The 22684-nt window shown below is 63.3% G+C and carries 23 protein-coding genes; 9 read left to right on the top strand and 14 right to left on the bottom strand.

All coding sequences use genetic code 11. The annotated features are described in order from the left end of the window. The first annotated feature begins 2 nt into the window (after nucleotides 1-2). From lptC to HU766_RS12330, 8 genes are all read left to right on the top strand, one after another. Complete coding sequence (gene lptC, locus HU766_RS12365) at nucleotides 3-575, top strand: LPS export ABC transporter periplasmic protein LptC (protein WP_033701095.1); 573 nt, start codon at nucleotides 3-5, stop codon at nucleotides 573-575. After that, a complete protein-coding gene (gene lptA, locus HU766_RS12360) occupies nucleotides 562-1086 on the top strand; it encodes a lipopolysaccharide transport periplasmic protein LptA (RefSeq protein WP_033701097.1) in 525 nt (174 codons plus the stop codon). The genes lptC and lptA overlap by 14 nt, the downstream gene beginning before the upstream one ends. Next, complete coding sequence (lptB, locus tag HU766_RS12355) at nucleotides 1087-1812, top strand: LPS export ABC transporter ATP-binding protein (RefSeq protein WP_033701098.1); 726 nt, start codon at nucleotides 1087-1089, stop codon at nucleotides 1810-1812. A 175-nt stretch (nucleotides 1813-1987) separates the two neighbouring features. Next, nucleotides 1988-3481 (top strand): RNA polymerase factor sigma-54, encoded by a 1494-nt coding sequence (locus HU766_RS12350; protein WP_186657060.1) that lies wholly within the window; start codon nucleotides 1988-1990, stop codon nucleotides 3479-3481. 82 nt (nucleotides 3482-3563) lie between these two features. Further along, the gene (raiA, locus tag HU766_RS12345; protein WP_033701100.1) at nucleotides 3564-3872 is read left to right on the top strand and encodes a ribosome-associated translation inhibitor RaiA; all 309 of its coding nucleotides are present in this window, start codon (nucleotides 3564-3566) and stop codon (nucleotides 3870-3872) included. 12 nt (nucleotides 3873-3884) lie between these two features. Next, nucleotides 3885-4349 carry a PTS IIA-like nitrogen regulatory protein PtsN gene (ptsN, locus tag HU766_RS12340; protein ID WP_033701102.1) on the top strand — a complete coding sequence of 155 codons (465 nt, stop codon included), beginning with the start codon at nucleotides 3885-3887 and terminating at the stop codon, nucleotides 4347-4349. 2 nt (nucleotides 4350-4351) lie between these two features. Continuing rightward, the gene (rapZ, locus tag HU766_RS12335; RefSeq protein ID WP_033701103.1) at nucleotides 4352-5206 is read left to right on the top strand and encodes an RNase adapter RapZ; all 855 of its coding nucleotides are present in this window, start codon (nucleotides 4352-4354) and stop codon (nucleotides 5204-5206) included. A gap of 20 nt (nucleotides 5207-5226) precedes the next feature. Next, nucleotides 5227-5499: an HPr family phosphocarrier protein gene (locus HU766_RS12330; protein WP_033701105.1), complete on the top strand. Its 273-nt coding sequence runs from the start codon at nucleotides 5227-5229 to the stop codon at nucleotides 5497-5499. Between the two features lie 5 nt (nucleotides 5500-5504). Here the strand turns inward: HU766_RS12330 and HU766_RS12325 are convergent, their stop codons facing one another. From HU766_RS12325 to pmbA, 6 genes are all read right to left on the bottom strand, one after another. Continuing rightward, nucleotides 5505-6398, bottom strand: a complete 894-nt coding sequence (locus HU766_RS12325; protein WP_099452996.1) for a ZIP family metal transporter — start codon at nucleotides 6396-6398, stop codon at nucleotides 5505-5507. A gap of 11 nt (nucleotides 6399-6409) precedes the next feature. Continuing rightward, nucleotides 6410-7021 (bottom strand): superoxide dismutase, encoded by a 612-nt coding sequence (locus HU766_RS12320; protein WP_156310384.1) that lies wholly within the window; start codon nucleotides 7019-7021, stop codon nucleotides 6410-6412. A 1-nt stretch (nucleotide 7022) separates the two neighbouring features. After that, a complete protein-coding gene (locus HU766_RS12315) occupies nucleotides 7023-7484 on the bottom strand; it encodes a hypothetical protein (protein WP_186657057.1) in 462 nt (153 codons plus the stop codon). Nucleotides 7485-7505: 21 nt separating this feature from the next. Continuing rightward, on the bottom strand, nucleotides 7506-8882 hold the full coding sequence (locus HU766_RS12310; protein ID WP_156310390.1) for a class II fumarate hydratase: 1377 nt from the start codon (nucleotides 8880-8882) through the stop codon (nucleotides 7506-7508). Continuing rightward, nucleotides 8875-9276 carry a hypothetical protein gene (locus HU766_RS12305; RefSeq protein WP_033701111.1) on the bottom strand — a complete coding sequence of 134 codons (402 nt, stop codon included), beginning with the start codon at nucleotides 9274-9276 and terminating at the stop codon, nucleotides 8875-8877. Before HU766_RS12305 ends, HU766_RS12310 begins: the two co-directional genes overlap by 8 nt. 137 nt (nucleotides 9277-9413) lie before the next feature. Beyond that, a complete protein-coding gene (pmbA, locus tag HU766_RS12300) occupies nucleotides 9414-10760 on the bottom strand; it encodes a metalloprotease PmbA (RefSeq protein WP_033701112.1) in 1347 nt (448 codons plus the stop codon). A gap of 108 nt (nucleotides 10761-10868) precedes the next feature. On the opposite strand from pmbA, the gene yjgA reads away from it, so the two are divergent. Beyond that, the gene (yjgA, locus tag HU766_RS12295) at nucleotides 10869-11390 is read left to right on the top strand and encodes a ribosome biogenesis factor YjgA (protein WP_033701114.1); all 522 of its coding nucleotides are present in this window, start codon (nucleotides 10869-10871) and stop codon (nucleotides 11388-11390) included. A gap of 34 nt (nucleotides 11391-11424) precedes the next feature. On the opposite strand, the gene tldD is transcribed toward yjgA, so the two are convergent. The 8 genes from tldD to mreB form a co-directional block, all read right to left on the bottom strand. Continuing rightward, nucleotides 11425-12864: a metalloprotease TldD gene (tldD, locus tag HU766_RS12290; protein WP_033701116.1), complete on the bottom strand. Its 1440-nt coding sequence runs from the start codon at nucleotides 12862-12864 to the stop codon at nucleotides 11425-11427. A gap of 2 nt (nucleotides 12865-12866) precedes the next feature. Then, nucleotides 12867-13718, bottom strand: coding sequence for a carbon-nitrogen hydrolase family protein (locus HU766_RS12285; protein ID WP_186657054.1), 852 nt, complete (start codon nucleotides 13716-13718; stop codon nucleotides 12867-12869). Between the two features lie 8 nt (nucleotides 13719-13726). After that, nucleotides 13727-17548: a YhdP family protein gene (locus HU766_RS12280; RefSeq protein ID WP_186657051.1), complete on the bottom strand. Its 3822-nt coding sequence runs from the start codon at nucleotides 17546-17548 to the stop codon at nucleotides 13727-13729. A gap of 82 nt (nucleotides 17549-17630) precedes the next feature. After that, complete coding sequence (rng, locus tag HU766_RS12275) at nucleotides 17631-19088, bottom strand: ribonuclease G (protein ID WP_033701120.1); 1458 nt, start codon at nucleotides 19086-19088, stop codon at nucleotides 17631-17633. 54 nt (nucleotides 19089-19142) lie between these two features. After that, the gene (locus HU766_RS12270; RefSeq protein ID WP_186657048.1) at nucleotides 19143-19754 is read right to left on the bottom strand and encodes a Maf family protein; all 612 of its coding nucleotides are present in this window, start codon (nucleotides 19752-19754) and stop codon (nucleotides 19143-19145) included. 33 nt (nucleotides 19755-19787) lie between these two features. After that, nucleotides 19788-20276 carry a rod shape-determining protein MreD gene (gene mreD / locus HU766_RS12265; RefSeq protein WP_186657045.1) on the bottom strand — a complete coding sequence of 163 codons (489 nt, stop codon included), beginning with the start codon at nucleotides 20274-20276 and terminating at the stop codon, nucleotides 19788-19790. Continuing rightward, entirely contained in the window at nucleotides 20276-21307 is a 1032-nt protein-coding gene (gene mreC, locus HU766_RS12260; protein WP_186657172.1) for a rod shape-determining protein MreC, read from the bottom strand. Before mreC ends, mreD begins: the two co-directional genes overlap by 1 nt. Nucleotides 21308-21472: 165 nt before the next feature. Further along, nucleotides 21473-22510 (bottom strand): rod shape-determining protein MreB, encoded by a 1038-nt coding sequence (gene mreB / locus HU766_RS12255; protein ID WP_003255163.1) that lies wholly within the window; start codon nucleotides 22508-22510, stop codon nucleotides 21473-21475. Nucleotides 22511-22684 lie beyond the last annotated feature (174 nt).

The following is a 22684-nucleotide window of genomic DNA, read 5'->3' as shown; positions in this document are numbered from 1 at the left end:
CCATGTTCAGCAAGAAAGTCCGCAACTTTGCGCTGCTCGGGGTCATCGCCGCCCTGCTGGTGGCGATCGGCTACTGGAACGTCAGCCCGGAAAGCTTCCTCGACAAGCCGGTGAGCCAGGTCGACGATAGCGCTATCGACTACTACGCGACCAACGCCCACAGCCTGCAATTCTTGCCCGACGGCAAACTGCAGTATGAAATGACCGCTGACAAGGTCGAGCACCTCAAGGCCAGCGAAATCACCCTGCTGACCACGCCCGACCTGCATATGTACCGCGGCACCGAGTACCCGTGGCACGTGCAGAGCGCCCGCGCCGAGGTCAACCCGGACGGTACCGAGGTCGAGCTGATCGACCAGGTACGCGTTGCCCGCACCGACGAAAAGCAGCGTGAGACCATCATTACCAGCTCACGCATGACCGTGTTCCCGCAGAAGCAATATGCGCAGACCGAGCAAGCCGTTAGAATCGACGGCGCCGGTGGCACAACTACGGGCAAAGGAATGAAAGCGTATTTGAAAGAAGGCAGGATGGACCTGCTCTCTAACGTAAGAGGACAGTATGAGGCTCGTTAAAACCCTCCCCCTTTTGCTCAGCCTGAGCGCAGCACTGGGAAGCGCGAGCGCCTTCGCACTGCCGAACGACCGTGATCAGCCGATCCGCATCCAGGCCGACAATGCCCATCTGGACGACAAGCAGGGTGTGGCCACCTACACCGGCGATGTGATCATCACCCAGGGCTCGATGAAAATCACTGGCAACACCGTGACCATCACCCGCTCCGCCACCGGCGATATCGACGTGGTGACCTCGGTGGGCAACCTGGCCTACTTCGAGCAGCAACAGAGCGCCGCCAAGCCGGACAAGATGAAAGGCTGGGGTGTGACTATCCAGTACCAGTCGCAGAAGGACCTGGTGATCCTCACCGACCGCGCCAAGGTCGAAAACGAAGGCAACACCACCGAAGGCGAGAAAATCGTCTACAACACCCAGACCCAGGTGGCGACCGCCGGTCGTGGTGGCAACGTGACTACACCGCGTCAGCGTATCGACATGGTGATCCAGCCCAAGAAGAAGGCCGAGTAAATGGCAACCCTTAAAGCCCAGCACCTGGCCAAGAGCTACAAGGGTCGGCAGGTCGTGCGCGATGTCAGCCTGTCGATCGACAGTGGCCAGATCGTCGGCCTGCTCGGCCCCAACGGCGCCGGCAAGACCACCTGCTTCTACATGATCGTCGGCCTGGTCCAGGCTGAGCAAGGGCGCGTGCTGATCGACAACCTCGATGTCAGCCACCAGCCCATGCACGGTCGCGCCCGCGCCGGTATCGGCTACCTGCCGCAGGAAGCTTCGATCTTCCGCAAGCTGTCGGTGGCCGACAACATCATGGCGATCCTCGAGACCCGCAAGGAACTCGACCGCGACGGCCGCCGCAAGGAGCTGGAAAGCCTGCTGCAGGAGTTCCATATCAGCCACATCCGCGACAACCTCGGCATGAGCCTCTCGGGTGGCGAACGCCGCCGCGTCGAGATCGCCCGGGCCTTGGCAACCGCACCGAAGTTCATCCTGCTGGACGAACCCTTCGCGGGTGTCGACCCGATTTCGGTCGGCGACATCAAGCAGATCATCCACCATCTCAAGGCCAAGGGCATCGGTGTACTGATCACCGACCACAACGTGCGCGAGACCTTGGATATCTGCGAAACCGCTTATATCGTCAATGATGGCCGACTGATCGCCGAAGGCGATGCCGAGACCATCCTGGCCAACGACCTGGTCAAAGAGGTTTACCTGGGTCACGAGTTCCGACTCTGACCCCGGGACGCACCTGGAGCACCGGCAAATAACCCTTGACGGGGTTTAAGTTGTTACGGTGCTCTAGGCAAACGCTACAATTTAAGGCATAAAACTTGCTTGAATTTGGCGCTCCGGCGCCCTCGTGTAGTGGATGGCGCATGCGCGCCGGCGAACAAGGTATTAAGCCCCTGCCATGAAACCATCGCTCGTCCTAAAAATGGGCCAGCAACTGACGATGACTCCTCAGTTGCAACAGGCCATCCGCCTCCTCCAGCTGTCCACCCTGGACCTCCAACAGGAAATCCAGGAAGCGCTGGAGTCGAACCCGATGCTCGAACGTCAGGAAGACGGCGAGGACTTCGACAATAGCGACCCGATGGCCGATAACGCCGAGAGCAAACCGGCCGCCGAAGCCCAGGACAACAGCTTCCAGGAAAGCACCGCCAGTGCCGAAAACCTGGAAGACGGTGAGTGGAGCGAGCGCATCCCCAACGAGCTGCCGGTCGACACCGCCTGGGAAGACATCTACCAGACCAGCGCCAGCAGCCTGCCAAGCAACGATGACGACGAGTGGGACTTCACCACCCGCACATCGGCCGGCGAGAGCCTGCAAAGCCACCTGCTGTGGCAGCTGAACCTGGCGCCGATGTCCGATACCGATCGCCTGATCGCCGTCACTCTGATCGACAGCATCAATGGCCAGGGCTACCTGGAAGACACCCTGGAGGAGATCTGCGCCGGTTTCGACCCTGAACTGGATATCGAGCTGGACGAGGTCGAAGCGGTCTTGCACCGCATCCAGCAGTTCGAGCCTGCCGGCGTCGGTGCACGCAACCTCGGCGAATGCCTGCTGTTGCAACTGCGTCAGCTGCCAGTCAGCACCCCTTGGATGGCCGAGGCCAAGCGCCTGGTCACCGACTTCATCGACCTGCTGGGTGGCCGCGACTACAGCCAGCTGATGCGGCGCATGAAGATCAAGGAAGACGAACTGCGCCAGGTCATCGAACTGGTGCAAAGCCTCAACCCGCGCCCCGGTTCACAGATCGAATCGAGCGAGCCCGAGTACGTCGTGCCCGACGTCATCGTGCGCAAGGACAGTGAGCGCTGGCTGGTCGAGCTGAACCAGGAGGCGATCCCGCGGCTGCGCGTCAACCCGCAGTACGCAGGCTTTGTCAGACGCGCCGACACCAGCGCCGACAACACCTTCATGCGCAACCAGCTGCAGGAAGCGCGCTGGTTCATCAAGAGCCTGCAGAGCCGCAACGAAACGCTGATGAAGGTCGCCACGCAGATCGTCGAGCATCAGCGCGGTTTTCTCGACCATGGCGACGAAGCGATGAAGCCCTTGGTGCTGCATGACATTGCCGAAGCGGTGGGCATGCACGAGTCGACCATTTCGCGGGTCACCACGCAGAAATACATGCACACGCCCCGCGGTATCTACGAACTGAAATACTTTTTCTCAAGCCATGTGAGCACCGCCGAAGGCGGAGAATGCTCGTCCACGGCGATCCGCGCGATCATCAAGAAACTGGTTGCGGCGGAAAATCAGAAAAAGCCATTGAGTGACAGCAAGATCGCTGGTTTACTGGAGGCACAAGGCATCCAGGTAGCCCGTCGCACCGTCGCCAAGTACCGCGAGTCTCTCGGCATCGCACCGTCGAGCGAGCGCAAGCGACTGATGTAGCCCCTGGTATGTGCCACAGCATTTGCGGGGCAGGTGCAAGACCTGCCTCTTTATGATGCACGGGCAACAAAGGAGAAGCTGTATGCAAGTCAACATCAGTGGACACCATGTAGAAGTCACCCCGCCGCTGCGCGACTATATCGAGCAGAAACTCAAGCGCCTGGAGGGTCACTTCGACAAGATTACCAACGTGCAGGTCATCATGAAGGTCGAGAAGCTGCAGCAGAAGGTCGAAGCGACCCTGCAGATTCCTGGCGGTGAAGTGGTCGCCAACGCGGAACACGAAGACATGTATGCAGCGATCGACGCCTTGGCCGACAAGCTCGACCGCCAACTGAAAAAACACAAGGAAAAACAGCAAAGCCTGCTGCAAGGCACGGCTGCCCGCTGATCCCCCTCATCCATGATCCGACTTGAAACCATCCTGACCCCCGGCCGTTCCCTCGTGAACGTGCCGGGCGGCAGTAAGAAGCGCGCCCTCGAAAAGGTCGCCACTGTCATCGCCGACCAAGTGCCAGAACTGGAGATGCAAGACGTCTTCGAGAAACTGGTCGCCCGTGAAAAACTCGGCTCGACCGGGTTCGGCAACGGCATCGCCATCCCCCACTGCCGGCTCGAAGGATGCACCGCCCCCGTCAGCGCCTTGCTGCACCTGGAGGCACCGATCGACTACGACGCCATCGATGGCGCACCCGTGGACCTGCTGTTCGTCCTGCTGGTGCCCGAAGCTGCCACCGATGCGCACCTGGAACTGCTGCGCCAGATTGCCAGCATGCTCGATCGCAAAGAGGTTCGTGATCGTCTGCGTGCAGCCAGCAGTAACGAGGCCCTTTACCAGGTTGTCCTGGACGTCCAGAGCGAGCCCTGAACATGCGTCTGATCATCGTTAGCGGCCGGTCCGGCTCCGGCAAGAGCACCGCCCTCGATGTGCTGGAAGACAACGGTTTCTATTGCATCGACAACCTGCCCGCCGGCCTGCTACCGCAGCTGGCGGAAAACGCGTTGATCAATACCGAGTTGCTGCAACCCAAGGTCGCCGTGTCGATTGACGCGCGCAACCTGCCCAGCCACCTGTCGCGTTTCCCCGAACTGCTCGAAGAGGCCCGAGCGCGGCACATCCAATGCGACGTGCTGTACCTGGACGCCGACGAAGATACGCTGCTCAAACGCTTCTCCGAGACGCGCCGGCGCCACCCGCTGACCAATGCCAACCGTTCCCTGGCAGAGGCAATACGGGTCGAGAGCGACATGCTGGGGCCGATCTCCGATCTGGCTGACCTGAAAATCGACACTACCAGCCTAAACCTTTACCAACTGCGCGACTCGATCAAGCTGCGCCTGCTCAACCAGCCAGAGCCTGGCACTGCGTTTCTGGTCGAATCGTTCGGCTTCAAGCGCGGCATGCCGGTCGATGCCGACCTGGTGTTCGATGTGCGCTGCCTGCCCAACCCCTATTGGAAGCCCGAGCTGCGTGAGCACTCCGGCCTCGATCAGCCGGTGATCGACTACCTCGCCGCCCAGCCGGATGTCGAAGAGATGTTCAACGACATTTCCAGCTACCTGCTCAAATGGCTGCCCCGCTTCGCCGCCAGCAACCGCGCCTACGTCACTATCGCCATCGGCTGCACCGGCGGCCATCACCGCTCGGTGTACCTGACCGAACGCCTCGGCGAGTTGCTGCAGCAATCACTGAAAAACGTCCAGGTCCGCCACCGCGACCTCTAGCCCACAGGATCCACCCCACGATGCCCGCCTGCGAAATCACCATCATCAACAAGCTGGGCCTGCATGCCCGGGCGGCAGCCAAGTTCGTCGGCGTGGCCGGGCGCTTCCCCTGCCAGGTGCGCGTGGGCCGCGCGCCCGACAAGCTGGTGGACGGCAAAAGCATCATGGCAGTGATGATGCTCGCGGCAGGCAAAGGCACCCAGGTGCACCTGCTGACCGAAGGCGAACAGGACAACGAAGCGCTGGAAGCCTTGATCGAGCTGATCAACAACTACTTCGACGAAGGCGAGTAAACCGCTCAGGACATCGCGGTGTCCATCACCATCATCAAGCAGAAACCGATACACAGCCCCAGGCTGGCCAAGCGGTGATGCCCATTGCTGCGCGACTCAGGGATGATTTCCTGGGTCACCACCAACAGCATCGCTCCCGCCGCACACGCCAACCCCAACGGCAGCAGCAGTTCGGCTACGTTGACCAGCCAGGCACAGATCACCGCAGCCACGGGTTCGACCAGGCCTGAAGCGGCTCCGATCAGAAACGCCTTGAACCGCGGCATGCCCGCCCCCGCCAGCACCAGCGCTATCACCAGGCCCTCAGGCACATCCTGCAAGGCGATGCCCATGGCCAGGCTGTCGGCATCCGCCATACCGCCACCCGCCGACACGCCGATGGCCATGCCTTCAGGAATGTTGTGGGCAATGATGGCAATCACGAACAGCCAGATTCGCGCGGCGATCACTGGCTGGTTATCCGTGCCGACCAAGGCTTCCGGCGAGGCCCCGGAAACCTTGAGGTCGACCAGAAACAGGCACAAGGCGCCGAACATCAAGCCAAAGCTGATCAGGCCGCCCGCGCCCCAGGGGCTGAAGCCGATACCTTGAGCCGCTTCCAACCCCGGAATGATCAGGGAAAACGCGGTGGCCGCCAGCATCACGCCGGCGCCGAAGCCCAGCAGTGTGTCGGCCAGGGCCACCGGCATATTACGTATCACCAACACCGGTACCGCGCCCAGCGCCGTCCCCAACGCGCACAGTGCGCCCCCCTCGAGGGCGCGCAGCATGCGCGGTTCCAGGCCCAGCCAGGCAATGCCCTGCGCCAGCAACAGCGCAGTGCCGACCAGCAACAGCAAGGTTCCTATCGCCAGGCGAAACAGACGCACGCTGCTGACGGACAACACCTGTGAACGCATACCGGATCGACTCACTTCAAGGCTTCGAGATAACGACGTTCTACTTCCGCCCAGTCGACGACGTTGTAGAAGGCACCGATGTATTCAGGGCGACGGTTCTGGTACTTGAGGTAGTAAGCGTGTTCCCACACGTCCAACCCCAGGATCGGCGTATTACCGTGCATCAGCGGGCTGTCCTGGTTGCCGCTGCTTTCAACCACCAGCTTGTTTTCCGGGGTGACGCTGAGCCAGGCCCAACCACTGCCGAAGCGGCTCAGTGCCGCTTTGGTGAACGCGTCCTTGAAGGCGTCGAAACCACCCAGCTCGGCTTCGATTGCCTTGGCCACCTGACCGTGCGGCTGGCCGCCACCCTGTGGCGCCATCACGGTCCAGAACAGCGTGTGGTTGGCGTGGCCACCCCCTTGGTTGATCACCGCAGCCTGCAGCTTCTCTGGCAACTGCTTGACCGCGCCGACCAACTGCTCCACCGGCCACTCGGCCCATTCGGTGCCTTCGATAGCGGCGTTGAGGTTGTTGATATAGGTCTGGTGATGCTTGCTGTGGTGAATCTCCATGGTCTGGGCATCGATGTGCGGTTCCAGCGCATCGTAGGCATAGGGCAACGCAGGCAAGGTGTGTGGCATGTCAGTGGATTCCGTAAGCGTGGGGTCTGGGTGTCACGTCGGCCTTCGCGGCCAGCGCGCTGGCAGCGGGTGCGTGACGGTTGAGCAGGCGCTCGGTGCGCGGGTACTGGCCGTACTCGGCGATGAAATTCAGCAACTCGGTGTAGGTGCGCCCACTGTGGCGCAGCGCGGCATCGCGCAGCGCCTGGGGCAAGCGGGCCTCCTGGCTGGCCTGCAGCAGGCGCTGATGCGCAGAGCACAGGTAGTCGGCGCTCTCGTGCGGCTGGTTCAACTGCAGGTGCAGGTCGGCCAGGTTGTGGTGAGCGATGACGAACACCGCCACCGCTTCGTCGACGTCATGCCAGCGCTCGAACAGCACCTGGGCCAGCGCCAGGGCTTGCAGGTAGTGTTCCCGTGCATCGACCCACTCACCTTGCTCGAACAGGTGGTTGGCCATTTCGGTGGTGCGTTTCCAGTGCTGCATGGCGTGTCTCCTGCGCCGGGGTCAGATCCCGCCGGCGGTGAGTTTTTCCGGGTCGAGCAGCGCTTCCAGCTGGTCGCGCGACAAGTCGGTATGCTCCAGCGCCACATCGATGATCGGGCGGCCTTGCTGGTAGGCGGTCTTGGCGATTTCGGCGGCCTTGAGATAGCCGATGATCGGGTTCAGCGCCGTGACCAGGATCGGGTTGCGCGCCAGCGCCTCCTTGAGCTTGCCTTCATTGACCTTGAACGTGGCGATGGCCTTGTCGGCCAGCAAGCGGCTGACGTTGGCCATCAGTTCGATGCTTTCCAGCAGGTTGCGGGCGATCACCGGCAGCATCACGTTCAGCTCGAAGTTGCCCGACTGCCCGGCGATGGCGATGGTCGCGTCATTGCCGATGACCTGCGCAGCCACCATGGCAGTGGCTTCCGGGATCACTGGGTTGACCTTGCCCGGCATGATCGAAGAGCCAGGCTGCAGGCCTTGCAGTTCAATCTCGCCAAGGCCGGCCAACGGGCCGGAGTTCATCCAGCGCAGGTCGTTGGCGATTTTCATCAGCGCCACCGCAGCAGTCTTGAGCTGCCCGGAAAGAGCTACGGCGGTGTCCTGCGAGCCGATCAGGGCAAACAGGTTCTGCCCAGGGGTGAACTCGACCTGGGTCAGGGCACTGAGCTGGCGCGCGAAGCCGGCAGCGAACTGTGGGTGGGCGTTGATACCCGTTCCCACCGCCGTGCCGCCCTGGGCCAGCGCCTGCAGGCTCGGCAGGGTCGCCTCGATGTGCGCCTGCGCGCCTTTGATTTGTGCTGCCCAGCCGTCGAGCACCTGGCTCATGCGCACGGGCATGGCGTCCATCAGGTGGGTACGGCCGGTTTTGACGAATGGGTGTACCTGCTGCGATTTGGCCTCGATCACCTGTACCAGGTGACGCAACGCTGGCAGCAGTTGCTCGTGCAGCGCCAGGGCGGCACTGACATGGATGGTAGTCGGGATGATGTCGTTGCTGCTCTGGCCGCAGTTCACATGGTCGTTGGCATTGACCGCATTACCCAGCACGCGAGTCGCCAGGGTGGCGATCACCTCGTTGGCGTTCATATTCGAACTGGTGCCGGAACCGGTCTGGAACACATCCACCGGGAAATGCTGGATGAAATCTTCCGCCAGCAGTTGTTCGACTGCCTTGACGATGGCCTGACCTTGCTCGGCGCTCACCTGCTCCAGCTCGATGTTGGCCTTGGCCGCTGCGGCCTTGGCCAGCAGCAATGCGCGAATGAACTGGGCCGGCATGCGCTGGCCGCTGACCGGGAAGTTGTCGACCGCGCGCTGGGTCTGGGCGCCATACAGGGCCTCGGCAGGCACCTGCAGCTCACCCATGCTGTCACGCTCGATACGGGTATTACTCATCGTCTAATCCTTGCATCAGTTCATCGGGAGAAATCGAAGGCAGCAGCACGCAATTGGCCAATTGCAGGGCGTAGGGCTGCCAGCGCTGGTTCTGTTCGCGGCGGTCGAGGTTGCGCAGGTCGAGCAAGGGTCGCCAGGCCTGGTCCAGGCACAGGCAGCGCCAATGCCAGGGCAGCATGCGGTCGCAAGCGGTATCCAGGAGCAGGCGAAAGGAGGTCAGGGCCACCGTCCATGGCAAGGTTTCGGTGCAGCACACCAGGTAGCGGCCTTCGGCCAGGTAGTGCTCGATCAGGCGCGGCTCATCGGGCTCGAGCGCGCAGCGAATGCGCCGGCTGAGCCAGCGCCAGTTTTCCAGGTAGGGCAACTCGTGGAGGACGGATTTCATGAACACCATCGCCAAGCAACTAGGTAATGATATTCATTATTAAGTGATAACTAGAATCACTTCAAGAGGGCATCGACCAAAGCAGGGAGTAAGCAGGTATAAAAAAACCCGGCGCGCAGGCCGGGTTTTGTAGATCAGGCGGCCACTCAGCTGCCGGCAACGGTCATCCGTTCGATCAGCACCGAGCCCGTGTGAATATTGCTGCGGGTCTCAAGATCGCTACCGATCGCCACGATTTGCTGGAACATGTCCTTCATGTTCCCGGCGATGGTCACTTCCTGGACCGCATGCTGGATCTCGCCGTTCTCGACCCAGAAGCCTGCAGCCCCACGCGAATAGTCGCCCGTGACCATGTTCAGGCCATGCCCCATCAACTCGGTCACCAGCAAGCCACGCCCCATGCGGCGGATCAGGGCCGCCTGGTCCTCGACGCCGTGGGTCACATACAGGTTGTGCACACCACCGGAGTTGGCCGTGCTGGGCAGGCCGAGCTTGCGCCCGGAATAGGTCCCCAGCAGGTACGACACCAGCTCACCCTTGTCGACAAACGGTTTGGCGTAGGTCGCCAGGCCGTCACCGTCGAACGCAGCACTGCCCAAGGCCCGGGGAATATGCGGGCGCTCATCGAGAGTCAGCCAGCTTGGGAACAGCCGCTGCCCGATAGTGCCTTCAAGGAACGACGACTTGCGGTACAGGTTGCCGCCGGAAATGGCCGACAGGAAGCTGCCAAACAGGCCGCCAGCGAGCTCTGCCGAGAACAGCACCGGCACTTCGCACGTCGGCACCGGGCGCGCGCCGAGGCGGCTGGCCGCACGCTGGGCCGCACGCTGGCCGATGCTGCGCGGGTCGGCCAACAAATTGCCCTGGCGGTTTACGTCATACCAGTAGTCACGCTGCATCTGGCCATCACCCTCGGCGATCATCACGCAGCTCAGGCTGTGTCGGGTCGAGGCGTAGCTGCCGATGAAGCCGTGGCTGTTGCCATACACTCGGCACCCTTGGTGAGTGTTGAGCGTGGTGCCATCGGCGTTGAGAATGCGTGAATCGGCGTCGAACGCCGCGGCCTCGCAAGCCAGGGCCATCTCGATCGCCTTCTCGGGTTCGATGTCCCAGTCGTGGTAAAGGTCCAGGTCCGGGATATCGCGGGCCATCAGGGCGGCGTCGGCCAAGCCGGAGCATTCGTCTTCGGACGTATGCTTGGCGATCGCCAGCGCGGCGGCTACGGTTTCGCGGATCGCCTCGGGGCCACTTGCCGAGGTACTGGCCGAACCTTTGCGCTGGCCGACATAGAGGGTGATGCCAAAGCCCTGGTCACGGTTGAACTCGACCGTTTCGACCTCGCGCTGACGCACCGTGGTGGACAGGCCTTGCTCCAGCGAGACCGCCACTTCGCAGGCACTGGCGCCCTGGCGACGCGCTTCGGCGATGATCGCTTCGACCTGCTCCTGCAAGGCTGGCAGGTCTTTCGGACCTACGCTCTGGACTGCACTCATGGTTCTCTCCACTCAAATTCTGCGTTCGGCGAGGGTCATTCTACGACCGGGCCGGACAAGCGGCCCCCGACTGGTTATCATGGCGGCGATTTCTAGCGGACTGCCACCATGGTTGATTCAAACGACGACGCCTTCGACGGCGAAAAAAGCAAAACCCAGATCAAGCGCGAACTGCATGCACTGGTCGAACTCGGCGAGCGCCTCACTACGCTCAAGGCCGACACCCTGGCACGCCTGCCGTTGACCGACGAGCTGCGCAAGGCGCTGGCCGAGGCCAGCAAGCACACCGCTCATGGTGCCCGCAAACGCCACATGTCGTTTGTCGGCAAGCTTATGCGTGTGCAGGACCTGGATGCCATCCATGCCTTGCTCGAACAGATGGACAGCTCGACCCGCCAGTACAACGAGCGTTTCCACGGCCTGGAGCGCTGGCGCGACCGGTTGATCGACGGCAATGACGAAGACCTCGAACGCTTCGTCAACGAGTACCCCGATACCGATCGCCAGCAAATGCGCTCGCTGATCCGCCATGCCCAGCACGAGAAGGCGCGTAACAAACCGCCTGCCGCCGCGCGCAAGGTGTTCAAGTACATCCGCGACCTCGACGAGCTGCAGCGCGGATTGCGCTGATTGCCCAGGGGCTGCTGCGCAGCCCCCACACCTGTCACGCCCCGGTCCCGCCGACGGTAATCGCGTCGAGTTTCAACGTCGGCTGCCCGACCCCTACCGGCACCGACTGCCCATCCTTGCCGCACGTGCCGACGCCACTGTCCAGCGCCAGGTCATTGCCGACCATCGACACCCGGCTCATCGCCTCCGGCCCGTTGCCAATCAGCGTTGCCCCCTTGACCGGCGCGGTGATCTTGCCGTCTTCGATCAGGTAAGCCTCACTGGTGGAGAAGACGAACTTGCCGCTGGTGATATCCACCTGGCCACCGCCCAGGTTGGCGCAATAGATGCCTCTCTTCACCGAAGCGATGATTTCCTGCGGGTCGCTTTCGCCCGCGCGCATGTAGGTGTTGGTCATGCGCGGCATCGGCAGATGGGCGTAGGATTCGCGGCGGCCATTGCCGGTCACGGCCATGCCCATCAGGCGGGCGTTCAGTTTGTCCTGCATGTAGCCTTTGAGCACACCGTTCTCGATCAGCGTGGTGCACTCGGTCGGGGTGCCTTCGTCATCCACGCTCAACGAACCGCGGCGGCCTTCAAGGGTGCCATCGTCGACGATGGTGCACAGTTTCGACGCCACCTGCTCACCGATCCGGCCGCTGAACGCCGAGCTGCCCTTGCGGTTGAAGTCGCCTTCCAGGCCATGGCCCACCGCTTCATGCAACAGTACGCCCGACCAGCCCGGCCCCAGCACCACGGGCAAGGTGCCCGCCGGGGCAGGAATCGCCTCCAGGTTCACCAGGGCCTGACGCAACGCCTCACGGGCATAACCCATGACTTTCTCTTCGGTGAAGAAGCGGTAGTCGGTACGCCCGCCGCCACCCTGGCCACCGCGCTCGCGGCGGCCATTGTGTTCGACGATGACGCTGACGTTGAAGCGCACCAGCGGGCGCACGTCGGCGGCCAGGCTGCCATCGGCCGCCGCGATGAGAATGCGCTCCCAGACCCCGGCCATGCTCACGCTGACCTGCTGGATACGCGGGTCCAGCGCCCGGGTGGCGGCATCGACACGCTTGAGCAGGTCGACCTTTTCGGCGCGACTGAGCACATCCAGGGGGTTGTCCGGCGCATACAGGGCCGTCACATCCTGGCTGCGGAAAGCCTGGACCGTACCATTCTGCCCGGCACGGGAGATCGAACGCGCGGCACGGGCCGCCGAGGTCAGTGCCTCCAGGTTGATGGCGTTGCTGTAGGCGAAGCCGGTCTTTTCACCGGACTGGGCACGCACGCCCACGCCTTGGTCGAGGTTGAAGCTGCCCTCTTTGACGATGCCGTCCTCCAGCGCCCAGGTTTCCGAGATCTGGCCCTGGAAATACAAGTCGGCGGCATCGATGCCCGGGCCGGCCAACTCACCCAGCACAGCCTGCAGGCTGTCCAGGGTCAACCCGCCTGGGGCCAGGAGCTGCTCGCTGACGGTGGATAACATCTGGCTCATAGTCACTCCGAGGTGTGCGCAGGCCGCAAGGCGTCCTGCGAGAAAAAGCGCCGGTGCGAAACCACCGGCATGCGCGCCCGAATGGACGCTTGTTCATCAGTGTCGCGCTCGGCGAGCAATACCGCTTCGCCCTGCGCCTGCTGCGCAACGATCCGCCCCCAAGGGTCGACGATCGCTGCATGCCCATGGGTTTCCCGTGGGCCTGGATGGGTGCCGCCCTGCGCTGCGGCCAACAGGTAGCATTGGGTCTCGATGGCACGCGCGCGAATCAGCACGTCCCAGTGCGCCGCGCCCGTCACCGCAGTGAAGGCGGCTGGCGCGCAGATCAGCTCGGCCCCGGCAGCGCGCAAGGCACTGTACAACTCGGGGAAGCGCAGGTCATAGCATACGCTCAGGCCCAGGCGCCCCACCGGGGTATCGGCCACCACCACCTGCGCGCCATGGGCATAGTCGTCGGACTCACGGTAACGGCCGCGGTTGTCGGCGACGTCCACGTCGAACAGGTGCAACTTGTCGTAGCGTGCCGCCACTTCACCGTGCTCGTCGATCAGCAGTGAGCAGGCATGGGCCTTGGCATCACGCTGGCCGACCGGTGGCAACGGCAAGGTGCCGGCAACAATCCATAACTTGAGGTCGCGCGCGGTGCGTTTCAACCATGGCAGGATCGGCCCTTCGTTCAAGGCTTCGGCGCGGCCGATCACTGCAGCATCCTTGCGCCCCATGGCGGCGAAGTTTTCTGGCAGCACGGCCAGGCGTGCGCCACCGAGCGCGGCCTGTTCAAGCAGGGCGCCGGCACGCTGCAGGTTGGCCAGCACGTCGTCCTGACTGACCATCTGGATCACCGCTGCCTTCATGAAGACTCCTAGCGCGATTTCTCGAAAGGTTTCACAAATGTGATTCTAGGCTCTTTCCACGGCCCCTCGACGCGGTAATGCACGCTGGCAAAGCGTGATACCCGGTCGCCGATCAAGCGATCGACCAGGAACAGCGCGCCCCCCACCGCAGGTGCCCCGATAATCAGGGCAGCCAGCGGCAGGTTGTTGGTCACCGGCAGGCTCACCTGCAGGTTGGCATCCACCCGGTCACGGACCAGGTCGAGGGTACCGTCAAGCTCGAAGTTGCTCGACGGGCCGGTAACGGTAATCGGCTCGCGGGTCACGTAGACGCCATTGCTGGCCACCAGCAGGCCCTTGACCCGATCATAGGCCAGGCCTTTGTCGAACAGGTCGGAAAAGTCCAGGCGCAAGCGGCGGCCGATGGAGTTGAAGTTGAGCAGGCCGAACACGCGCAGGGCCTGGGCACTGCCTTCGACTTCGACGAACTGGCCGGTGCGCAGGGCGGCATCCATGCTCCCGGAGAAACGGTTCAAGCCCACCCAGGCAGGTGAGCCCGGCCAGCGGCCGTCGACATCCAGGCGGAAATCGCGGCTGGTCACGGTGGGGGCAAACCCCCACGCCTTGAGCACATCGGCCAGGTTCTTGCCGTCCAGGCGCCCTTTGTACCAGCTACTGCTGCTGCCCGGCGGGCCTTCCCAGCCACCGCCGCCATCTATGCGCAGGCCCTTGAAGTCAAGGTCGATATCGTCTGCCGATACGCCACGCGCGGTCGGGCGCAACTTGATCGATGCGCTGCCGTAGAGGTCGTCGCCACGGTAGAGCTTGTCGATGCTCAGGTCCAGGGCAGGCACCTTGCGCGGGTCGAATGAGGCCAACGGGTCGGGCCCCTCCTCGGCCTGCGCCTGGGCCGGGTCCGCCGCTGGCAGGCGCAAGGTCTGCAGGCGCACCGACATGGGCGCGGCCTTGGCGTCGGGTACGCGCGCGTTGCCGATGACTTCCTTGCTGTCCAGGCGCAGGTCCCACGCCGGGCCACCACGGGCCAGACGCACCACCGCCTGATTCAGGTCCATGCCGAAGGCTTTGAGCTGGCCGATGCTCAGGTCGACGCTTTGCAGGCTCTGCCGGGCACTGCCACCGGGGTCGTCACCGCCCAGGCTAGCCATCTGCGCTTGCCACGGCGCCAGGTCCAGTGCTTCCAGGTGCCCGCGTACTCGCAGCCCCTGGCCGCTTGGCACTTGCGCCTGGCCTGTGCCCAGCAGCAGCTCACCGCGGCCCTGGGCCAGTTTGTCGCCGGGCGCGGCATAGGCAAAGCGTGCAAGGTCGGCATAGCTGGCGTCGAAGCGCCGCTCCTGGCCCTGCAGGTTCATGCTGAAGCGGCTGTCGCGGGTATCCGCCGCTGCCTTGCCGAAGGGGGCCGGCAAATTGATCGCCAACCCCTTGAGCGACGAGTTGACGTTCAGGCTGTTGTCCCGGCTACCCAGGTTGACCTGCAACTGGTAGGGCAGCTCGCCCGAGGCTGGCAGCGCCTGGTTGAACTGCAGCCACTCGGTCAGCGCTTTCAGCGAAACCTGGCCGCTGGCGTTGATGCGGGTCTGCATCTGCCCTGGCTCGCCCTCGGCGACGATCTGCGCAGTCACCGGTTTGCCGAATGCCTGCAGGCTGATGTCCTTGCCGCTCAGGCCCTTGTCGAAGTCGAAACTGAAGTCGCCCTTCAGGCGGTTCAGCTCCAGGCTTGGCGGGGCCACCTTGAGGCGGGCATCAGCGGTGGCGAAGTCCACCTTGACCTTGGGCCGCTGCCCATGTGCCAGGGGGATATCGAGCTTGACCTTGCCCTTGAGCGGGCCCTCGCCTTCCCACCCGGCGAAGATCTCACCCGTGCCGATCGGGGCTTCCTTGAGAATTTTCAGGCCGTCACCCAGGCTGCCGTCGAAATCGCCATCCAGGTACAGATGGCTGTGCTGGTCGCCTTCGACGTGGGGGATGTCGACACTGACGTCACTGACCTTGGTATCGAGCAGCAGGCCATGGTGGGCCTTGATGCGCACACCACTGTCTTCGATCAGCACGTCACCATCGACCTGCTGCACTTGAGGCCAGCCGGGCTGGAAGTCCAGCGCCGCGTCACGCACCTTGAAGAACAGGCTGATACTGCGAGCCTCCGGGGCGGCGCCGTGGTTCAGCGATCCCTGGTACTGGAAGTAGCCCTCATCCACGGTGCCCTTGACGATCGCACTGCGCAGCCATTCGTCGAGGGCCGGGCTGAGCACTTCCGGCAAGTATTTGGCGGTGTATCGGCCATCGCCCTCGGTCAACCCGACCCGCAGGTCCATGTAGTCCTCGCGGCCCTCTTCGAACAGCAGGCGGATCAAGAAGTCACCGGCGATCTTGCCCTCCTCGCCCAGCACCTTGAGGTACGGCGCGACGAGGGTGAAGCCTTGCTTGTCGAGGGCCCAGGTCAGGCGGGCATTGGCCTGCTGGTAATGCCAAGGTTTGGCGAAGATCGGGTACAAGTGCAGCATGAAGGCCTCAGTGTCGAGCCGCAGCTCGCCATGGCCCAGGTCGCCGCTGATGCTGCCACTGACGTTGCCGGCCGCCGGGGCACCGTGGTAGGCGTTGAAACCGACCTGCTCCAGGTTGGCGGCAAATTGCAGCCGCTGGTCGCCCTCAGCCTTGGGCCGCGCCTCCAGGCGCAGGTTGCGCAGCGCGCCGGTGACCTTCAGGCCATCGACCACGGCCATGAGGTTATCCGGCAGCGGTGCCAAGGCATCGATCAATGGGGTCAGCGGAGTGAGGTCAAGGCGGTCGGCCTGCACTTCCCAGCGCTCGTCGGCGGGTGCCTGCCCAGGGCGCTGGCGTAACTGCAGATGGGTTTCCCAACGGGTCTTGCCGATGCTCATGGCCAGGGAATCGACACTCACATCGAAGCCTTGCGGGCTGCGCTGGAACCAGGCGGCGAGCGCCAGGTTGTCCAGGGTTGCGGCCTTGCGCCCGGCATACGCACCTTGCAGCGTTGGCGCATTGAGACGGACCACCGCGTCTTGCAACTGGCCTTGGCGCCAGTCGACCCAGAACTCGCCCCCGGCGCGCAATGCGTCAGCCTGCCACTGGCCCAGCAGACGCGGCGGCAACCAGCGCGCCCAATCGCTCTGCGGCAGGCTCAGGTATGCCGTAACCTCAGCGTCTTGCCAGGCTTTGGCCGACGCGCGGCTGCGCAGGTTCAGCGCCAGGGGCTGGCCGTCCGGCAGGGTTGCGCGCACGTCGAGGGCCTGGCGCGAGGCACCGGCCTGCAGGCCGGCACTCACATACGTCAAGGTCAGGGGGTCGCGCTGCCAGGGCTGCAAGGTAACCTGGCTGTCGAATACATCGATACGCCCCAGTTGGCGCAAGCGCTGCAGCAATTCGGCGGGGTCGAGGGCGGCATCGTCTTTTTTCGGCAGCCCTTCGAGGTTCCAGGCGCCTTGCTCATCTTCGCGCAGGATCAGTTGCAAGCCGCCTAACTGAATACGCGCCAGGCGTACCTCGCGGGAGGTCAGGCTGGCCCACAAGTCCGGCACCAGCTTGACGTCGTCCAGGCGCAACGCGGTGGCGCCTTCGCCCAATTGCAGGTCGCGAACGCGCAGCACAGGCGCCAGCCCGCTCCAGCGCCCCTCAAGGGCGCCGACATGCACTGGCAGGCCCAACGCCTGTTCGGCCTTGCTCTCGACATCGGCTCGGTACTCGGCCACCAACGGCACCAATTGCCGGCCGAGGCTGACATACAACGCCACCAGCACCGCCAGCAGCGCACACAAGCCCAGCCCCCAGCGAGTCAAGGCGACAAGAACGCGGTTCAGACGTCCCATGGCCATGGCCCTCCAGGTCGTTTATCCATGATGGCCCCAAGTACCGGTTTTGCCAGCCCGGCCATCCTGTGCTGCGTTTTGGTAAGCCTCAGAGCAGCACCACATCGTATTGTTCCTGCGAGTACATCGACTCGACCTGGAAGCGAATAGTTCTGCCGATGAAGGTTTCAAGCTCCGCCACGTTGCCCGACTCTTCGTCCAGCAGGCGGTCGACCACTTTCTGGTTGGCCAGTACGCGGTAGCCCTCGGCCTGGTAGGCACGGGCTTCGCGAAGGATCTCACGGAAGATCTCGTAACAAATGGTCTCGGGGGTTTTCAGCTTGCCACGGCCCTGGCACGCCAGGCAGGGTTCGCAAAGCACCTGCTCGAGGCTCTCACGCGTGCGCTTGCGGGTCATCTGCACCAGGCCCAGCTCGGTAATGCCGATGATGTTGGTCTTGGCGTGATCACGCTCGAGCTGCTTTTCCAGGGTGCGCAGCACTTGGCGCTGATGCTCTTCATCCTCCATGTCGATGAAGTCGATGATGATGATGCCGCCGATGTTGCGCAGGCGCAGTTGCCGGGCAATGGCGGTAGCGGCTTCAAGGTTGGTCTTGAAGATAGTTTCTTCAAGGTTGCGATGGCCGACGAAGGCGCCGGTGTTGACGTCGATGGTGGTCATTGCCTCAGCAGGGTCGACCACCAGATAGCCACCGGACTTGAGCGGCACCTTGCGCTCCAGGGCACGCTGAATCTCGTCTTCGACACCGTACAGGTCAAAGATCGGCCGCTCGCCAGGGTAATGCTCGAGCCGATCGGCAATCTCAGGCATCAATTCGCCGACGAACTGCGTGGTTTTCTGGAACGTTTCCCGCGAGTCGATGCGGATTTTCTCGATCTTCGGGTTGACCAGGTCGCGCAGGGTACGCAGGGCCAGGCCGAGGTCTTCGTAGATTACCGTGGGCGCGCCGCAGGTCTGGATCTGGCTGCCGATCTGTTCCCACAGGCGGCGCAGGTAGCGAATGTCCTGCAGGATCTCTTCGGCGCGGGCGCCTTCGGCGGCAGTGCGCAGGATGAAGCCGCCGGCGTCCTTGATGTTCTCGCTGTCCATGCAGCTGCTGACCACCTGCTTGAGGCGATCACGCTCGGCTTCGTCTTCGATCTTGAGGGAAATACCAACATGGCTGCTGCGCGGCATGTACACCAGGTAGCGCGAAGGGATCGACAACTGCGTGGTCAGGCGGGCGCCCTTGGTGCCGATCGGGTCCTTGGTCACCTGTACCACCAGCGCCTGGCCTTCATGCACCAGCGCGGTGATGTTTTCTACCGCCGAGCCTTCGCGCTGGGAAATTTCCGAGGCATGGATGAAGGCAGCCCGCTCCAGGCCGATGTCGACGAACGCCGCCTGCATGCCGGGCAGCACGCGTACCACCTTGCCCTTGTAGATATTGCCGACGATGCCGCGGCGCTGGGTGCGCTCGACGTGCACTTCCTGCAGCACCCCGTTTTCCACCACCGCCACACGTGACTCCATCGGGGTGATGTTGATCAGGATCTCTTCACTCATGGCAGGCTCTCGTCAAAGGTCTTGGATAATGATGGATCGCGCAGGCAGCGCTGGCTACTGCGGCTTTGTTACCTCTGGAGAAAGCGCAGGCAGTTGCCAGCAGGCGATGCCGAACCCGGCGAGCAGCTCGGCGGTCTCGCTCAGCGGCAAACCCACCACCGCAGAGTAACTGCCTGCAAGGCCGGTGACGAACACTGCGCCCAGCCCCTGGATGGCATAACCGCCGGCTTTGTCGGCAGGCTCACCGCTGGCCCAGTAGCGCGCTGCTTCATCGGCGCTGATGGCACGAAAGCGCACATTGCTGGTGACGCACAGGCTCAGGGTGCGTGCGCCATCGCTCAGGGCGACAGCGGTCAATACCTGATGTTCGCGGCCAGACAAGTCGGCCAGCATGGCCAAGGCATGTTCACGGTTTTCCGGTTTGCCGAGAATACGCCCATCGAGGACCACTGCGGTGTCTGCGCCCAGCACCACCGCCGGGCCCTTCAGGCTGGCAAGGCCAGCTTCGGCCTTGGCCCGGGCGAGGCGCTCGACATAGGCCTGGGCACCTTCATTGGCCAGCGGGGTTTCATCGATGGGGGCGCTTACTGTAGTGAACGGTACGCCGATCTGGGTCAGCAGTTCACGACGACGGGGCGAGCCAGAGGCCAGGTAAAACGGGTTCATGTAGACATCTCCCTGTCAGTCGCGGCAACGCCGTCAATTTATGTGCAAGCGTCGGCGCAGGTCGCGCAGGGCAAAGCTGATCCATGGCCAGAGCAAGGCGCTGATGACCGCCGACCACACCAGAGCCAGGGTCGGCAGGCGGTTGCCGGTCAGCGCGCTGAGCCATAGCTGTATCAGCTGGGCGATGCCGAAGATCACCAGGATCACCAGGCTCTGCTGCCACATGGGGAACATGCGCAAGCGCTGCTGCAGCGACAGCACCAGGAAGGTGATCAGGGTCAGGATCAGCGCGTTCTGCCCAAGCAACGTGCCATACAGCACATCCTCGGCCAGGCCCAGCACGAAGGCCGTGGTCATGCCGACCTTGCTCGGCACGGCAAGGGTCCAGAACGATACCAGCAGCGCCAGCCACATGGGCCGGAACACTTCCATGAACTGAGGCATGGGCGAGACGCTGAGCAGCAAGCCAACGGCGAATGTCAGCCAGATGACCCAGCCGTTGTTGCGGCGTGATGCAGCCATCATTGCCTCCGGGGTTGAGCGGGCGCTACAGGCGCAGCGGCGGGCTGCGTGGCAGGGGCTGCCGGGGTTGCGGGCGCGACGGGCGCGGTTGCGGTACCGGCAGGTGCGGCCTGCTCGCCATTGGCGCCAGGCTGAACACCCACCGCGGTGCCCTTGCGGTCGGCCTCTTCCTGCGCAATCGCCGCGTCAGTGGCGCGCTGTTCCGGGGTACGCCGGTCACTGAACACCAGCAGCATGTAGCGGCTGCGGTTGAGTGCGGCGGTAGGGATGGCGCGGACAATGGCAAACGGCTGGCCGGAGTCGTGAATCACTTCGTTGACCGTGGCCACCGGGTAGCCGGCCGGGAAGCGCTGGCCCATACCGGAGCTGACCAACAGGTCGCCTTCCTTGATGTCGGCGGTATCGGCCACATGGCGCAGCTCCAGGCGCTCCGGGTTGCCGGTACCGCTGGCGATGGCGCGCAGGCCATTGCGGTTGACCTGCACCGGAATGCTATGGGTGGTATCGGTCAGCAACAGCACCCGCGAGGTGTAAGGCATCAATTCGACCACCTGGCCCATCAGGCCGCGGGCGTCGAGCACCGGCTGGCCGAGGAACACACCATCGCGCTCACCCTTGTTGATCAGGATGCGGTGGGTGAACGGGTTGGGGTCGACGCCGATCAGCTCGGCCACTTCGACCTTTTCGTTGACCAGGGCCGAAGAATTGAGCAACTCACGCAAGCGCACGTTCTGCTCGGTCAGGGCCGCCAGCTTCTGCAGGCGCCCCTGCAACAGCAGGGCCTCGGTCTTGAGCTTTTCGTTTTCCGCGATAAGTTCGGTACGGCTGCCGAACTGGCCCGCCACGCCTTGCCACAAGCGCTGCGGCAAATCGGTGATCCAGTACGATTCCATCAACACCATGCCCATCTGGCTGCGCACAGGCTTGAGCACGGCAAAGCGCGCATCGACCACCATCAACGCGATCGACAGCACCACCAATACGAGCAGACGAACGCCCAGCGAAGGGCCCTTGGAGAAAAGCGGTTTAATGGGCCGTTCCTCGTGGACGACTCAGGAGGTCATTGGACATGGGACAACGCACCAGCCTGGTTGCGGGTTGACGGAAACGACGCCCAAACGGACGCCAGCCCAGCGCATACAGGTAGCACTGTGCGTGCTACCTGTAAACCGGGCGCTCATGAGCCGCGAGCAGGATCACTCGCTGGAGAGCAGGTCCATCGCGTGCTTGTCCATCATCTCCAGGGCGCGACCGCCGCCACGGGCGACACAGGTCAGCGGGTCCTCGGCGACGATCACCGGCAGGCCGGTTTCCTGGGCCAGCAGCTTGTCGAGGTCGCGCAGCAGTGCGCCACCACCGGTCAACACCAGGCCGCGCTCGGCGATGTCGGAGGCCAGCTCCGGCGGCGACTGCTCCAGGGCGCTCTTGACCGCCTGAACGATGGTCGCCAGCGACTCCTGCAGCGCTTCGAGCACTTCGTTGGAGTTCAGGGTGAAGGCACGCGGTACGCCCTCGGCCAGGTTACGACCACGGACATCGACTTCGCGCACTTCGCCGCCCGGGTAGGCGGTGCCGATTTCCTGTTTGATACGCTCGGCGGTGGACTCGCCAATCAGGCTGCCGTAGTTGCGGCGCACGTAGGTGACGATGGCTTCGTCGAAGCGATCGCCGCCAACCCGCACGGATTCGGCATAGACCACACCGTTGAGGGAGATCAGCGCGATTTCGGTGGTACCACCGCCGATATCGACGACCATCGAGCCACGGGCCTCTTCAACCGGCAGGCCGGCACCGATGGCGGCGGCCATGGGCTCTTCGATCAGGAAGACTTCGCGGGCACCGGCACCCAGGGCCGACTCGCGAATCGCGCGGCGCTCTACCTGGGTCGACTTGCACGGCACGCAGATCAGCACGCGAGGGCTGGGCTGCAGGAAGCTGTTCTCGTGAACCTTGTTGATGAAATACTGCAACATTTTTTCACAAACGCTGAAGTCGGCGATGACGCCGTCCTTCATCGGACGAATGGCAGCAATGTTGCCGGGCGTACGGCCCAGCATGCGTTTGGCTTCGGTACCGACGGCGACGACGCTTTTCTGATTGCCATGGGTACGGATGGCAACAACCGAGGGCTCATTCAGGACGATACCGCGCTCACGCACGTAAATAAGGGTGTTGGCAGTACCCAGGTCGATGGAAAGATCGCTGGAAAACATGCCACGCAGTTTCTTGAACATGGGAAAGTGACCCTGGGGAAAGCGTGGGTAAAAAAGTGCGGCAAACTCTAACAATGGCAGGGATTTTGGGCAAGGAGCCAATATGTTAAATTGGTCGTTTTTCCGAGCACGCCAGCAGATGATCGCGGCCGTATGACCGCCAGAATGCCGACATGTTCCTCATCACGGACCTTA

The sequence above is a fragment of the Pseudomonas sp. SWRI77 genome (assembly GCF_014269105.1).
GTDB classification, from domain to species: Bacteria; Pseudomonadota; Gammaproteobacteria; order Pseudomonadales; family Pseudomonadaceae; genus Aquipseudomonas; species Aquipseudomonas capeferrum.
Note: the sequence above shows the minus strand (reverse complement) of the source record. Positions and strands in the feature narration are given on the sequence as shown.

Coding starts and splice junctions, on each gene's coding strand:
- HU766_RS12315 (WP_186657057.1), bottom strand. CDS start 7,484: ATGCAGCACTGGAAACGCACCACCGAAATGGCCAACCACCTGTTCGAG.
- HU766_RS12285 (WP_186657054.1), bottom strand. CDS start 13,718: ATGAAGGCAGCGGTGATCCAGATGGTCAGTCAGGACGACGTGCTGGCC.
- HU766_RS12270 (WP_186657048.1), bottom strand. CDS start 19,754: ATGAACCCGTTTTACCTGGCCTCTGGCTCGCCCCGTCGTCGTGAACTG.
- lptA (WP_033701097.1), top strand. CDS start 562: ATGAGGCTCGTTAAAACCCTCCCCCTTTTGCTCAGCCTGAGCGCAGCA.
- mreD (WP_186657045.1), bottom strand. CDS start 20,276: ATGGCTGCATCACGCCGCAACAACGGCTGGGTCATCTGGCTGACATTC.
- HU766_RS12320 (WP_156310384.1), bottom strand. CDS start 7,021: ATGCCACACACCTTGCCTGCGTTGCCCTATGCCTACGATGCGCTGGAA.
- HU766_RS12310 (WP_156310390.1), bottom strand. CDS start 8,882: ATGAGTAATACCCGTATCGAGCGTGACAGCATGGGTGAGCTGCAGGTG.
- pmbA (WP_033701112.1), bottom strand. CDS start 10,760: ATGAGTGCAGTCCAGAGCGTAGGTCCGAAAGACCTGCCAGCCTTGCAG.
- ptsN (WP_033701102.1), top strand. CDS start 3,885: ATGATCCGACTTGAAACCATCCTGACCCCCGGCCGTTCCCTCGTGAAC.
- lptB (WP_033701098.1), top strand. CDS start 1,087: ATGGCAACCCTTAAAGCCCAGCACCTGGCCAAGAGCTACAAGGGTCGG.
- rapZ (WP_033701103.1), top strand. CDS start 4,352: ATGCGTCTGATCATCGTTAGCGGCCGGTCCGGCTCCGGCAAGAGCACC.
- HU766_RS12350 (WP_186657060.1), top strand. CDS start 1,988: ATGAAACCATCGCTCGTCCTAAAAATGGGCCAGCAACTGACGATGACT.
- yjgA (WP_033701114.1), top strand. CDS start 10,869: ATGGTTGATTCAAACGACGACGCCTTCGACGGCGAAAAAAGCAAAACC.
- mreB (WP_003255163.1), bottom strand. CDS start 22,510: ATGTTCAAGAAACTGCGTGGCATGTTTTCCAGCGATCTTTCCATCGAC.
- lptC (WP_033701095.1), top strand. CDS start 3: ATGTTCAGCAAGAAAGTCCGCAACTTTGCGCTGCTCGGGGTCATCGCC.
- HU766_RS12280 (WP_186657051.1), bottom strand. CDS start 17,548: ATGGCCATGGGACGTCTGAACCGCGTTCTTGTCGCCTTGACTCGCTGG.
- HU766_RS12330 (WP_033701105.1), top strand. CDS start 5,227: ATGCCCGCCTGCGAAATCACCATCATCAACAAGCTGGGCCTGCATGCC.
- HU766_RS12325 (WP_099452996.1), bottom strand. CDS start 6,398: ATGCGTTCACAGGTGTTGTCCGTCAGCAGCGTGCGTCTGTTTCGCCTG.
- rng (WP_033701120.1), bottom strand. CDS start 19,088: ATGAGTGAAGAGATCCTGATCAACATCACCCCGATGGAGTCACGTGTG.
- raiA (WP_033701100.1), top strand. CDS start 3,564: ATGCAAGTCAACATCAGTGGACACCATGTAGAAGTCACCCCGCCGCTG.
- HU766_RS12305 (WP_033701111.1), bottom strand. CDS start 9,276: ATGGTGTTCATGAAATCCGTCCTCCACGAGTTGCCCTACCTGGAAAAC.
- tldD (WP_033701116.1), bottom strand. CDS start 12,864: ATGAGCCAGATGTTATCCACCGTCAGCGAGCAGCTCCTGGCCCCAGGC.